General features: G+C 55.5%; 12 protein-coding genes and 1 tRNA gene. 2 read left to right on the top strand and 11 right to left on the bottom strand.

The features are described from left to right. Nucleotides 1–847, top strand: an 847-nt coding sequence (locus NQU42_RS07435) for an SDR family oxidoreductase (RefSeq protein WP_296610316.1), incomplete at its 5' end; no start/stop codon positions are given. Nucleotides 848–987: 140 nt separating this feature from the next. Here NQU42_RS07435 and NQU42_RS07430 read toward each other — a convergent pair. From NQU42_RS07430 to NQU42_RS07380, 11 genes are all read right to left on the bottom strand, one after another. Further along, on the bottom strand, nucleotides 988–1,356 hold the full coding sequence (locus NQU42_RS07430) for a MarR family transcriptional regulator (RefSeq protein ID WP_296610314.1): 369 nt from the start codon (nucleotides 1,354–1,356) through the stop codon (nucleotides 988–990). An 18-nt stretch (nucleotides 1,357–1,374) separates the two neighbouring features. Continuing rightward, nucleotides 1,375–1,599: an LSM domain-containing protein gene (locus NQU42_RS07425; protein WP_296610313.1), complete on the bottom strand. Its 225-nt coding sequence runs from the start codon at nucleotides 1,597–1,599 to the stop codon at nucleotides 1,375–1,377. Between the two features lie 66 nt (nucleotides 1,600–1,665). Continuing rightward, entirely contained in the window at nucleotides 1,666–1,893 is a 228-nt protein-coding gene (locus tag NQU42_RS07420; RefSeq protein WP_366070283.1) for a NifU family protein, read from the bottom strand. Between the two features lie 5 nt (nucleotides 1,894–1,898). Beyond that, nucleotides 1,899–2,225 (bottom strand): MJ1244 family protein, encoded by a 327-nt coding sequence (locus tag NQU42_RS07415; protein WP_296610309.1) that lies wholly within the window; start codon nucleotides 2,223–2,225, stop codon nucleotides 1,899–1,901. A 282-nt stretch (nucleotides 2,226–2,507) separates the two neighbouring features. Next, nucleotides 2,508–3,080: a cobalt-precorrin-7 (C(5))-methyltransferase gene (locus NQU42_RS07410; RefSeq protein WP_296610307.1), complete on the bottom strand. Its 573-nt coding sequence runs from the start codon at nucleotides 3,078–3,080 to the stop codon at nucleotides 2,508–2,510. Between the two features lie 67 nt (nucleotides 3,081–3,147). Then, a complete protein-coding gene (locus NQU42_RS07405; protein ID WP_296610305.1) occupies nucleotides 3,148–4,203 on the bottom strand; it encodes a cobalt-precorrin-5B (C(1))-methyltransferase in 1,056 nt (351 codons plus the stop codon). A gap of 345 nt (nucleotides 4,204–4,548) precedes the next feature. Beyond that, on the bottom strand, nucleotides 4,549–5,877 hold the full coding sequence (locus NQU42_RS07400; protein WP_296610304.1) for an AIR synthase-related protein: 1,329 nt from the start codon (nucleotides 5,875–5,877) through the stop codon (nucleotides 4,549–4,551). Between the two features lie 548 nt (nucleotides 5,878–6,425). Then, nucleotides 6,426–6,509 (bottom strand) — tRNA-Asn (locus NQU42_RS07395). Between the two features lie 284 nt (nucleotides 6,510–6,793). Then, nucleotides 6,794–7,351 (bottom strand): hypothetical protein, encoded by a 558-nt coding sequence (locus NQU42_RS07390; RefSeq protein WP_296610303.1) that lies wholly within the window; start codon nucleotides 7,349–7,351, stop codon nucleotides 6,794–6,796. Between the two features lies 1 nt (nucleotide 7,352). Continuing rightward, on the bottom strand, nucleotides 7,353–8,795 hold the full coding sequence (locus NQU42_RS07385; protein WP_296610301.1) for a histone deacetylase: 1,443 nt from the start codon (nucleotides 8,793–8,795) through the stop codon (nucleotides 7,353–7,355). Further along, on the bottom strand, nucleotides 8,785–10,467 hold the full coding sequence (locus NQU42_RS07380) for a hydantoinase/oxoprolinase family protein (protein ID WP_296610300.1): 1,683 nt from the start codon (nucleotides 10,465–10,467) through the stop codon (nucleotides 8,785–8,787). Before NQU42_RS07380 ends, NQU42_RS07385 begins: the two co-directional genes overlap by 11 nt. Before the next feature lie 303 nt (nucleotides 10,468–10,770). Between NQU42_RS07380 and NQU42_RS07375 the strand changes: the two genes are divergently transcribed. After that, complete coding sequence (locus NQU42_RS07375) at nucleotides 10,771–11,865, top strand: methionine adenosyltransferase (protein ID WP_296610298.1); 1,095 nt, start codon at nucleotides 10,771–10,773, stop codon at nucleotides 11,863–11,865. Nucleotides 11,866–12,108 lie beyond the last annotated feature (243 nt).

The raw sequence follows: 12,108 nt of genomic DNA, 5'->3' as shown, positions 1-12,108 counted from the left end.
GATCGTAATCGATAACATGAGCACGGGGCGGCGTGAGAACCTGCGCGGATTGGAGGGACGCATCAGGTTTGTGGAATGCGATATCAACGACATCAATATGCTTAAAGGAGAGTTTGAATCTGTGGACTACGTGCTCCATCAGGCTGCACTTCCATCAGTTCAGCGATCGATAGCGGATCCGATGACGACGAACAGGAGCAACGTCGATGGCACTCTCAGCGTTCTTGTCGCGGCAAGGGATTGTGGCGTAAGAAGGGTTGTGTTCGCATCATCATCCGCTGTTTATGGGGATTCTCCAGAGCTCCCAAAGCGGGAGAGCGCAGCGCCGAGGCCAATGAGCCCGTACGCGGTGACGAAGCTGGTGGGAGAGGAGTACTGCAGGGTATTCTATGAGATATACGGCCTTGAGTGCGTCTCCCTCAGGTACTTCAACGTCTTCGGCCCCGGCCAGGATCCTGCATCTGAGTATGCAGCAGTCATCCCGAGGTTCATAAACGCGGTGCTCTCAGGCAGCCAGCCTGTGGTATATGGCGACGGAGAGCAGACAAGGGATTTTGTATATGTTAAAGATGTCGTGCGTGCTAACATCCTCGCATGTCTGTCTCCCCGAGCCGCCGGTCTTGCGATCAACATCGGCACTGGATATGCCACAAGCCTGAACCGCCTGCTAGATTCTATAAGAAGAATCCTGAAGAAGGACATCAGACCGATCTACACCGAACCGCGCCCCGGCGATCTGCGGGATTCTGTGGCAGACATCACCCTTGCCAAGGAGGTTCTTGGATACGTTCCCGAATACGGGCTTGAGGATGGGCTGAAGGAGATGTTGAAATGCCGGTCTGAATGAGCACACTCCGCACACGCATCCCAAAATCGGCTCATTCTCTCCTGTAGCATTTGATGTGGAATCGGCCGTTCAGCGGACCGATCCCACCACCAAGATCATGATCCCGATGAGAAGTTCGGTTCGCATGTATGCGTGAGATCTCACAGGCTTGCAGCGGCATGCGGTTTCTGGCCGGTGCTCTTGCTGAACGCCAGGGCGAAGAGCCACTCGCTCAGCTTTGGGCATCGCTCCGGAACGCACTCATCGGTGCATCCAGCACATGGATCGAAGATGTCAGATGCCATAAGTGGGGTGAATCGATCGGTGCACGCCGGTCGCTCGACTGCCCTGAGCCGGTAAGTCCTGACGCCCTCGGCGAGCTCCTCCTCCCTTGTTATCAGTCCATCCTTGAGGAGCTTTGCGACTATCCGGGAGCACTTTCGCGAGTCGATTCCCAGGGCCTTCCAGAGATCGCTCTGGAGAACTCCATCCGGGTTGGATCTGATATACTCCAGCGCTTCCTCTATCATCACACCCTCCCCCTGATCCTACTCAACCGGGCTGATCAGTATTATGTTGTTTCCCCTCAGAATCACAGACCCCAGAGACCTGGTCCTCTCTCCATTAACAATCTCAACGGTCTCCAGGAGGTGCAGGTTGAGATACTCATCCACGCTGTTGAGTATGCCCTCGAGTACATGCCTCTGAGAGCCCTTCATCTCAACCTGTATCTTGGTGCCTATAAGGGACTGGACCTTCTTATTCGGGTACACAGATATTACCTCGTAGCAGTTCTAGTCTAAATCAGAATGCTCTAAGCAATTGACAGGGCAGTAGAGCTATACAGCCTCTACAGCCTTCACGCCTGATACGTTCTTTTTAAGCTCACGCTCCACGAAGTTCTTGAGAGTCATCTGGGAAAACGGGCACCCTGCACAGCTCCCCGTGAGCTTCACATAGACAACACCATCGTTTATATCCACAAGCTCTACATCCCCACCCTCTATTCTGAGCACATTCCGTATGGACTCAAGGGTGGACTCTACCTCTTCCTTCATGCTCTGCATTAAACTTAATCTCCTCTGACCTTTATAGATGTCACTGGTTGTATGATCACTGTGAACCTCTTTCCCTTTAAACCTTGCTCCAGGCTCTGAACAAGACGTTCACACCTGTTCGAGCTGACGACGGTATTCACCATAACCCCCGGCTCGGAGAAGTTCCTGATAGCGTCGAGAGTCATCTCTGGATCCTCCCTGAGGCGGAAATCCTTCCAGACGCTGGGAGACATGCCCCTGTACTCATAGATGTAAAAGCCCGTAATTCCCACTTCTGTGAGGATGTTCATGACCTTGAGGAGATGCTCGTGGTCGATAAAAACCTTAACCATGCTCTTCATGTGAAGACTGTTAAGAGACAAATGCATAAATAGGTTGCCGTTTGTGGAGTGAATCTGTCCGAATGAGATAAAAAAACGTACCCTTACATTAAAATTGAAGTCTCGCAAACCAACATCAACCAACTCTGCATCTTTCTGCGAGATTATCGATCTGCAGGAGCCACCGGGATGAGCCTCTATGAATACCGATCTACTGAAAGAGCCTCATCGCTATCCTTGGTTGCGTGAAAAGGCAGCTGCAGATTGCCGGTAACATGGCGGTCTCAATTCCGCTGGACATCATCACAGATCTCCAATCACCACGCTGAAGAGACCTCTCGCTTCCGGCGGATCTCTGGTCGTGCCCACTGTCATACTCTCCTCCGGATATCCGAGATCTCTGAGAACCACGACGTCCCTGTGGATTCCCGCATCCTCCAGGTACCTGCAGAGCGCGTCCAGATCTGTGGAGTCATCTGCGAGAAGAAACACGCATCTACCGTGCTTCAGCTCGAACGCGACGGCCTCTGGATCCATCCTGCGGCCATGAAATGTTATCGGCACGACCTTTAAAAGGCTCAGGCCGAGGCGCGCGCATGCGACCTGCATGCTTGATATCCCAGGGATAATATGGCCTCCAAGATATCCAAGGCCGCTGAGCATTGGATCCCCGGTTGAGAGGACGACAGCATCATCCGGCAGGCTCCTCAGCGATCTGTAATCCCGGATGACCCTGACATCACAGCCAGGTGGTATATGATCTCCCGCCAGAGATATCGCCCGCTCCGAGCCATAGATGAGCTTCGCTGACCTTATCGCCTCGATCGCCTCCAGCGTGATCATACCAGGACCTGCACCAACGCCCACGATCTTCATATCGCCTCCATCTTCAGAGACTCTTCAGAGACTACACAATATCCGGACAGGACCGGCTGAAGCTCGCTCAACTCACTCCCGTATCCCTGTAGATCCTCCCGTCTCTCTCTATCAGAACTATCCTCGTTCCCGGAAGAATCTTTCCGAGATGCTCAAGCGCTCTGGTGATCGCCGGGTGATCCGGCTCCCGATCGATCATCTCAGCCACTGTCGCATATCCGGTGCCATCGAGTATCCCAGGATCTGCCCATCTTAGTATGAGCCCGGGAAGGCCGCAGAGCACGGTCTCCCGGCCAGCGCGCATCCTGAGCATATCAAGCTTTGATCCGATTAGCACCGCGGTATGATCCGGAAAGAGGATCCTGCTGTACCTGAGACCTGTCCTCCCCGTGGTGGCCACGACCCTCTCCAGCTCGCTGAGCGATTCAGAGATGCTGTACTCAAGATGCTCATTCCATGGCTCGACGAATCCCGTTGACCCCAGAATCGATATCCCGCCCTCAACGCCGACGCTCGGGTTCAGCGTCCTGAGAGCGATTTCTTTCCCATCAGGAACCGAGAGGCTCACCGTGGCTCCGCTGAGCCCAGACTCTGCGAGGCCCTCCTCGATCGCTTTCATTATCTGAGCATGCGCGGATCTGCTTATCGCGGGTCTGCCGATATCCGCGGAGAGACCACTTCTCCCGATCCTCCCGATGCCATCTCCTGCGATGAGTTCAGAGTGCTCGGATGGCGAAGCCTCTGCGACGATCTTCATGCCGTTAGTGATGTCAGAGCTGTGATCGCCGGCGTCCTTCTTAGCGGTGCATCTTCCACTGGATGCTTTCACCTTCACCCTCACTCGTATTCCAGATGGAGTCCAGACATCAACATCATCCACATCTCCAACCAGGGAGAGCACCGCGCCCTTGCATGCAGCTGATGCTGTTGTCCCTGTGGTCAGACCTCTGCGGAGCACCTGGCCGTTCGAGAGGAGAACCCACATGCCGCTCTCTATCCGCTCCTTGATATCTTCCAGAGACGATCTCCTGAGCCATTCATCTGGTATCCTGAAACCCGTCACAGGATCGGTGACTGCCTCTCCATCATGAACAGCAGGGCTCCCTGCGCTTCGACTGCACATCGAAGCCCTTCGACTGCTTTTATCGCAGTTGAAGGTTTCTCCGGTTCGGTTCATATCTTACAGTGTAGAAAGAGTGGCTACTATAAAGCAGCCACTGCTCGACAAGCTCTACCTCAGTACAGGCATATTCAAAGCGCTTCTACCTTTGGGAGTGGATAGGGCAAAGCGAGAAGACCCCTCACTTCTGGGCGGGGCGCATTCACGTTATCGGATCACGTATATCTTCCCGTACAGGCTTTCCCCGAGCTTGCGCCCTGAAGGGTCTCCATCAATGGCTATCGGTCACAGATAACGGGGATGACACCCGGTGAACTGTGCTCACACCATCTGTGCATCATCAATGAATCAGGCTGAGCTGCCTGATCGCCTCGATCTGATCCTCTCCACGAATCGTCTCTTCTTCTCGATCGCGCGCTCTGTCGCTGTGTCCACGAGCGCGCGCATCTCCTCGAAGTCCCTCGTCGCCTCCTCGCCAACGAACTTCTTTATGGGAGTGTACGCGGACTCCCTGAACCTGGGCGAGAAGTCTCTGATCCCATCTCTCGTATGGAGTTCCACACCAGAGCCTCTCTCGACCCTGCCAATGAGATCAGCAGCGACGCCTGCTCTCTCTATGATTTCCAGTATCCGACCAGCCTCGCTCTCAGGGGCGATTATCAGAAGGGCGTCTATCGATACTCCAAGATAGTCTATCTCAAGCATCTCAAGCATCTCCAGGACCCTCGGGTTGACAAGAGATCTCATCCGCTCCTCGAAGAAGACCAGCTTCACTCCAGCTGTGTGGGATATCTCCTTCGCATCCCCTCTTATCCCGCCGTTTGTCACATCCGTCATCGCATGTATCTCTGGGCGCTCATCGATCAGCGCACCTGCAGCCTCCAGGAACTTTATGTTGAGCGTCTCCTCCACAACATCATGCATCCCGTAGTAGAGAGCCGCAGCGCAGATCGTTCCTCCACCAGCGCCCTCTGTCATGATTATGACATCCCCCGGCGCTGCATCCTTTCTAGGGGTGATCCTGTCTGCCACACCAACAGCACCGACGCAGCCTGTGAGCCTGTCGCCTATGACCATATCCCCGCCTATCCTCAGCGTGCTGCCTGTGATCAGCGGTACGTTCACAAGCTCTCCGACAGTGGCGATGCCGGCTATGTGGTCCAGCACCTTTGCGACATCTCCATCATCTGCAAGATGAACATCTGAGAACAGGGCGACAGGTCTCGCACCCATCACCAGGATATCGCGCAGCGCAGCCCTTGTAACATGAAAGCCTGCTAGAAAAGGATAGTCGCTCAGCCTGGAGTGCATCCCATCAACAGTGACGACGAGATACCTGTCGCCAGCCTTCACCACTCCTGAATCATCCAGCTCTGAAGAGTCCACGACTGCGCCTGTCCTTCCTATGACCTCTGCGATCTTCGTGTGCATGTAGAAGTCGCCCAGGCCCCGCGATCCGACCCCGAACTCGCCCATGCTCACGCCGGAGCCCTGAAGCTCGAAGACATCCCCACGGGGATTTAGCGTTGCTCTTGCCTCCTGCAGCACAGCTCCCGCCAAAGCCTCCGCCCTCTCCCTGCTGATGCCCTTTATCTCAACTATGAGATCTGCGAGCTTCCTCCCGACATCCGGGTCATTTCTCCTCAGCCCACGCTTGGCATATCCCTCAAGATCCATACGATGGACACAGGCCATGATCCCGTGCCCGCTCACCTCCGTCCTGGTTCCGGTGGCATATCATAAGTATCTACCTGACGGCTGCAGATGCGCACCTGGAGTTTCTGACGACTTGAAGCGCCATGATAGGATCGAGCAGTGCGCAAACTCCCATCTTTCAGGAGTAAGCCGATGCCTGTCCGAATTGCGGGCTGAAACTGAGATCATAAAGCAGCGTTGAACATACTCACCCTCGGACTGAGGGGTAGAGCCTGTGGAGATACTGGATAGCCAGATCTATGAGACCTTCGACTTGACGTTGAGGGGCTTCGACAAAGTCGAAGCGCAGGAAGCCCCGCCCTTCAGGGGGGAGAAAGTCAGTTGCTATTCCAGACGACCTTGCTGGGTACCTGTGTTGCTGAGATCAATCGCACTGAGATCGTTCATTATGCGCCAGTGGATGGCGATTCCCCGGAGGCCATTCGATGAATCGAGCCCACGAGCTATGCGGGATCGATATCCAGACAAGGATAGAAATCATGAAATCAAGAAAGAATAAGTGGCGATAGCGCCGCCAACAGGGCTCGAACCTGTGACATTCTGGTATCTGCCGGATTAACAGCCAGACACTCTACCAGCTGAGTTATGGCGGCCCGCTCATCTCCGTATCCACATCATCCATTTAAGCTTTTTGGCCGCAAGATGTATAAAATATTGCAGATGTTGTGCGTGAAGTCTATTTTGATGATTGCTTGTTTTGAATAGCAAATATCTCCGTGTCTGATGCTATCGGTCTTTGCCAGAATTTGGATCTGCATGTATTCAGCCTAGGCTATCGGATCCTCAAACATTATTCAACACGGCAGTGCTGATGACCATTGTCACTTTCCAGCTCCAGCACATGAAAAGCAGGCGAAATTCAAGCAAAGCCCTGGACTCACCAGTACAGCTCAGCTCTCATGATGCAGTTCTGTCTGAGGGGATCGAGCGATCCCCGCACAGGTAGCGCGCAAAGTATATCTTTTATGTACCTCGCCTTGGCGCGCATCAGACCGGCTGCATCGAGCTCGTCCAGATCTGACAGCAGCGCATCTGTGGCCCTTCGAGCAGAGCTGATGGAGCTGCGAAGGTCATCCTCTGCGATATCATCCTGCTCCGCGAACTTTATCGACATACCCAGATCTATGATGGCATCTGAGAGCTGAACAAACCTTGAATTATCGTTGCTGCATATGCCCCCGTGTGTCTCTGCGTATCCGCACTCCGAGCATCTATTATCTGCGTACTCGATGCAGAAAGGGCACATCTCCGGCCTGAGAGGGAGATAGGCCAGTTCGAGGAGCGCAAGCGCCCTGGCGAGCCTGTTGGTCCCCGCAGGGAATCTCAACAGGCTCTGCTCAACCTCCCCAAGCACCCTGAGGAACTCCAGGGCCCTCGCCCTGATAGCGCCCCTCGCCCTGAGCACAGATTCATCTGATATACGGGCTGCGGCCATCTCACAGGACGATCTCGTTTCTGGTTCTGGTGCAGTAGGCTCTGAACCTGTCAGACGGCTTTTCCTGGAGGTACACATAGTCGTACTTCATCTCGGATTTGTGCTCCTCGTACTCCTCACGCGCATCCTCGATGCAGCTACTGCATGCGAAGAGCGGCACTGAGACGCAGAATGCTGTGTTCAGCCGGCCGTATCCCCTGGCAGCCTGTGTGGAGACCGTGAGATAGCCGGGGCATTCTGTGCACATCCTCAGCGTCTCCTCCTGTCCCTCGGTGATCATGTCTGTATCGTAGAATATCCTCTTCCTCCTGGAGTAAACCCTGCCGTGCTCCTGCCTCGCCTTTGCAACAAGGTCATCCCTGCTCTCCCAGATCGTGAGGAGGTGGTTCACCGTGGCCTCTATCGATCTCCTCATCTCAGATGTCAGGACAAACCTGCCGGGAACGTAGTCCGGCTCTCTCACATTTGAGTAATCGAGCCCGGCCATCGCCTGGATTATTCCTGTGTTGACGTACGGCAGCGCGCTCTCTATGGCGTAACCGCCCTCGAGCACTGCCATATCCGGAGCAAGCATCTCGTTAAGCCTCGCGTAACCCTGGGCTGTGAACCTCATGTTCGCAAGAGGATCAGTGTAGTGGTTGTCCTGGCCTGCTGAGTTGAAGACGAGCTGAGGATCGAACTCCTCAAGCACTGGAAGTACAAGGTTCTCCAGGACGTACAGTATCCCCTCATCAGTCGTCCCCGGGGGCAACGGCACGTTCAGCGTTCTTCCGAGAGCCAGAGGCCCGCCCATCTCGCTGGTGAATCCCGAGCCCGGGTAGAGCGTCCGGCCGTCCTGGTGGAAGCTTATGAAGAGCACATCGGGATCATGCCAGAATATGTCCTGGGTCCCGTCTCCGTGATGCACATCTGTGTCGACTATGGCGATGCGCCTGATGCCGTACTTTTTGCGTATGTACTCGACCATTATGGCCTCGTTGTTGATGTTGCAGAACCCCCTGTTGCCGTGAACCACTCTCATCGAATGGTGGCCGGGAGGGCGTACAAGAGCGAAGCCGTTTCTTATCTCTCCCCTCATCAGAGCATCAGCCAGGACGAGAGTGCTGCCTGCTGCTATGAGGTGAGCCTCGGTAACCTGTGACTGGACGTCAGGAACGCAGAAGTGGACCCTGGCTACATCCTTCAGCTCAGCCAGACGCGGCCTGTACTCGACGATCTCCGGGAAGTCCATCAACCCCTCTTCAAAGATCTGGTCTCTCGTGTAGAGAAGCCGCTCCTCCCTTTCTGGATGCGTGGGGGATATTGCCCAGTCGAATGCGGGGAAGAATATCAGGCCGGTCTTTCTCACAGAGGAGGTCCTGGCGGGCCTCACGGGCGGTTCGATTCTCCTCTCGGCCGCATCGATTTTTGAGACCTCCTGTTTCGAGTGAACATCAGCTGCCATGCTCTCCCCTCCAGGATGTGATGATTCCTGCCGGGATCTCCATCCTGACATCGATAAGCTTTCCAACAGTCGACCAACCCCGGACCATATTGAAGACCTCACTGTCCACCACCTCCGCCTCGTCAGCGTAATCCTGGATTCCGAAGCGCTCTGCCCGCTCCCTCAGGAGCCTTCTTGCCATCTCCTGCGCGCCCTCGAGGCTGAGGTTTCTGCCCTTCGCCTCGCCCAGCGTGCCATCCTCTTCAACTGTGTACATGCCTCTCTCGGTATCTATCCTGAGGCTAAGCGTCATCGTGGGCCTGGCGACCGCAGCGCCTATCGCGTTGGCCACAGGCGCGTGCTCCGGAATGATTGCCACCGCGTTGAGTCTCTTTGCAACCAGCGGCACAAGAGGCGGTGAAGCCCCCCCGACTCCTGCAACGTTCTGCGGTCTGGCCTTTGTCCTCTGGAGCAGCTCCCAGATCCTGTATGCAGGCTCCTGCTCCCACTCGAGAAACATCATGTTCACGGTATCAACTATCCTCTCGACAACAGTATCGACTATCATTCTGGCCGCATCCTCTATGCTGCATCCGAGTGCCTTAGCTGTTATGCCAACACCCTTCCTAGCGAGGGTCATCTCCCCAAAGTTTGTGAGGCCAAGAACCATTAGAGCATCTGTAGGCGTCGGCTCCGGCCCGCCCAGCGCGAATGCAGGCCCCGCCCTGTCCGGCCCCACGGTGATCTTTCCGTCTGACACCCTGACGACGCTGTCCCCGCCGATCCCTATGGAGCGCACAGCAAAAGCCCTCACGTGGGTCAGCATCTCCTCTATCTTCGCGCCCTTCGATGAGAGAAGCGGCTTTCCGGAGAGTATCAGCGCAAGATCTGTTGTTGTACCGCCTATATCGACGACTACTGATGTCTGCCCCTCCGGGGTCAGTGCCATTACCCCCATAACGCTCGCGGCCGGCCCCGAGAATATCGTCTCAACAGGCCTGTCCAGTGATTTGTCCAGCGGGAGCGTTCCGCCATCTGCTTTCAGAATGTATATCGGAGCCTTTATTCCGCGCTCACGCATGGCGCGTTCCGCCTGCTCCGCAAACCTTCTGTAGTGGTCTCGGGTCGCGAGGGTCAGCATTGTGGTGGCAGCTCTTCGCGGGAAGTTCAGCCGGCCGGAGACCCTGTGCCCCATCTCGACCTCGATCGCCGGAGCGGCCTTCGAGAACATCTCCCTGACGTGGATCTCATGATCATGGTTCCTCTGACAGAACTTTCCCACGACTGCGACTTTTCTGTAGCCCTGATCTGCAAGCCTCTGCGCAGCCGCTTTTATCTGATCGTCCCTGAGTGGGGAGATCTCTCTTCCTCTGTAATCCACCGCGCCCTCTAGTATCACAGGCTCTGTCTTGAACCTGTAATCCATCGGATTGACCCCAGGTCCGGGTATCAGAACGAGGCCGACCCTTTCCGCCTTTCCCTCCGCGATGAGGTTTGTGATCAGCGTGGTGCTGAGCACAACCCTCTCGATCCTCTCAACTTCAACGCCCTCGATCAGCCTGTCCATTGTTCTGAGCAGGCTGCCGAGGATCTCCTGATGGTCAGTCGGGCCGATGGCGGTCTTAACAACTCTATTGCCGTCCACCAGCGCCGCGTTGGTTGTTGTTCCACCGACGTCTATTCCTACAAACATCGTATCGCCTTTTTCCACGGCCGCTAAAGCGTTTGATGTATATCGGCCTTTTGGTTATGGGGGTCACCCCAACCTGGAGGGAACGAATGTCAGCAGAGATCAGCGTGCTCCGGACCTGTTTGACGCGCACGCCGTCACATCGCACGCTTGACTCTCCATTTCATCTCTGCATGCCCATAGAGCGACCTCCTGTGGCGAAGAGGCAGCGAAACTCATTAAGCAATAGGTGACGCCCACAGCTCAACAGCCCTGAAGTGCGTTCGACCAGCAACTATATTGAGCTTCAGGAAGCACGATCTATGGATGTCGGATACTCTAATCACATTTCGAAATTTCGAGCTCCCGCGGTTTGAGGTTGTGGAGAGGAAGTGCACAGGGCATCCGGACACACTTGCAGATGGGATCTCGGAGTCCATATCCAGGGAGCTCTGCAGGATCTACATGGAGGAGTTCGGCGAGATCATGCATCACAACGTGGACAAGGTGTTAATCATAGGCGGGAAGGCAGAGCCGCGGTTCGGGGGCGGCCGGATACTTGAGCCGCCTGCCATCGTGGTCGGCGGCCGGGCCACGTCTGTGAGATCCTCCCTGAGCGAGGTCATAAGAGATGCTGCGACCTCATATCTGAGAGGGGCTGTAAGACACCTGGACGAGTTCGTGGTGGAGCCCAGGACGCGGGAGGGCTCTCCGGAGCTGAGAAGCCTGATAGGAAAGGGAGCAAACGATACATCCATCGGATCCGGCTTCGCGCCGCTGCGACCGCTCGAGTCTATGGTGCTCGAGATCGACAGCATGATCGAGGGCATGAAGGGGGTCGGCGAGGACAGGAAGATCATGGCCGTCAGGTTCGACGACAGGGTGAAGGTGGTCGTGGCAGCAGCCGCCATCTCAAGGTACATCTTCTCCATGGATGATTACCTGGAGATGAAATACCGCATAAGGGAGACCATCCAGAGCGTTTACTATGCTGAGGTTGACGTCAACGCTGCAGATCACGACTCCAATATCTTCCTGACAGTGACTGGAACATCAGCCGAGATGGGGGATGATGGCGCCACAGGAAGAGGCAACCGCGCTAACGGGCTGATAACTCCGATGCGACCCATGACAATGGAGGCGGTCGCGGGCAAGAACCCCGTGAACCATGTCGGCAAGATCTACAATGTGATAGCGCAGCGCGCAGCCGAGGAGATCTCGAGGCTTGACGGAGTCCAGGAGGCACAAGTCACACTGGTGAGCAGGATCGGCTCTCCTCTCGATCAGCCGCTCATGAAGGCCTTGAGCATCGCCGGCTCGGAGAGGGCAGGATACGAGGCTGAGTCGATACTGGATGACTGGCTGGGAAGAGCTGACAGGCTCGTCGATGAGTTCGTATCCGGCAGGATCAGGATATTCTGATCTTGGAAAGTCCCAACAAGACCCCTCCATCTCAGTCGCCTCTGGTGCACAGGGGCATCGGAAACTCCGGTCTTCAGACTGAAGCAGTGACACTGGCTGCAAGATAACAAGGCCGAGCCGAGACCCAGAAGGTTCACAGAGATGTGACTACTCCCGCCAATGAATTGGCGGGCATCTAGGCTTTCGCCACAGACTGTAGCCCCAGTCTGAGAACGTTTATGGCTGCATTATGATCTCTATCCA

Source organism: Methanothrix sp. (genome assembly GCF_024518575.1).
Taxonomy (GTDB): Archaea; Halobacteriota; Methanosarcinia; order Methanotrichales; family Methanotrichaceae; genus Methanothrix_B.
This window is presented reverse-complemented; position numbering and strand designations above follow the sequence as displayed.

Bases quoted from the DNA above. Each gene is read 5' to 3' on its own strand.
- NQU42_RS07430 (WP_296610314.1), bottom strand. From the start codon at position 1,356: ATGATAGAGGAAGCGCTGGAGTATATCAGATCCAACCCGGATGGAGTT.
- NQU42_RS07420 (WP_366070283.1), bottom strand. From the start codon at position 1,893: ATGCAGAGCATGAAGGAAGAGGTAGAGTCCACCCTTGAGTCCATACGG.
- NQU42_RS07415 (WP_296610309.1), bottom strand. From the start codon at position 2,225: ATGAAGAGCATGGTTAAGGTTTTTATCGACCACGAGCATCTCCTCAAG.
- NQU42_RS07410 (WP_296610307.1), bottom strand. From the start codon at position 3,080: ATGAAGATCGTGGGCGTTGGTGCAGGTCCTGGTATGATCACGCTGGAG.
- NQU42_RS07405 (WP_296610305.1), bottom strand. From the start codon at position 4,203: ATGTGCAGTCGAAGCGCAGGGAGCCCTGCTGTTCATGATGGAGAGGCA.
- NQU42_RS07400 (WP_296610304.1), bottom strand. From the start codon at position 5,877: ATGGATCTTGAGGGATATGCCAAGCGTGGGCTGAGGAGAAATGACCCG.
- NQU42_RS07390 (WP_296610303.1), bottom strand. From the start codon at position 7,351: ATGGCCGCAGCCCGTATATCAGATGAATCTGTGCTCAGGGCGAGGGGC.
- NQU42_RS07385 (WP_296610301.1), bottom strand. From the start codon at position 8,795: ATGGCAGCTGATGTTCACTCGAAACAGGAGGTCTCAAAAATCGATGCG.
- NQU42_RS07380 (WP_296610300.1), bottom strand. From the start codon at position 10,467: ATGTTTGTAGGAATAGACGTCGGTGGAACAACAACCAACGCGGCGCTG.
- NQU42_RS07375 (WP_296610298.1), top strand. From the start codon at position 10,771: ATGTCGGATACTCTAATCACATTTCGAAATTTCGAGCTCCCGCGGTTT.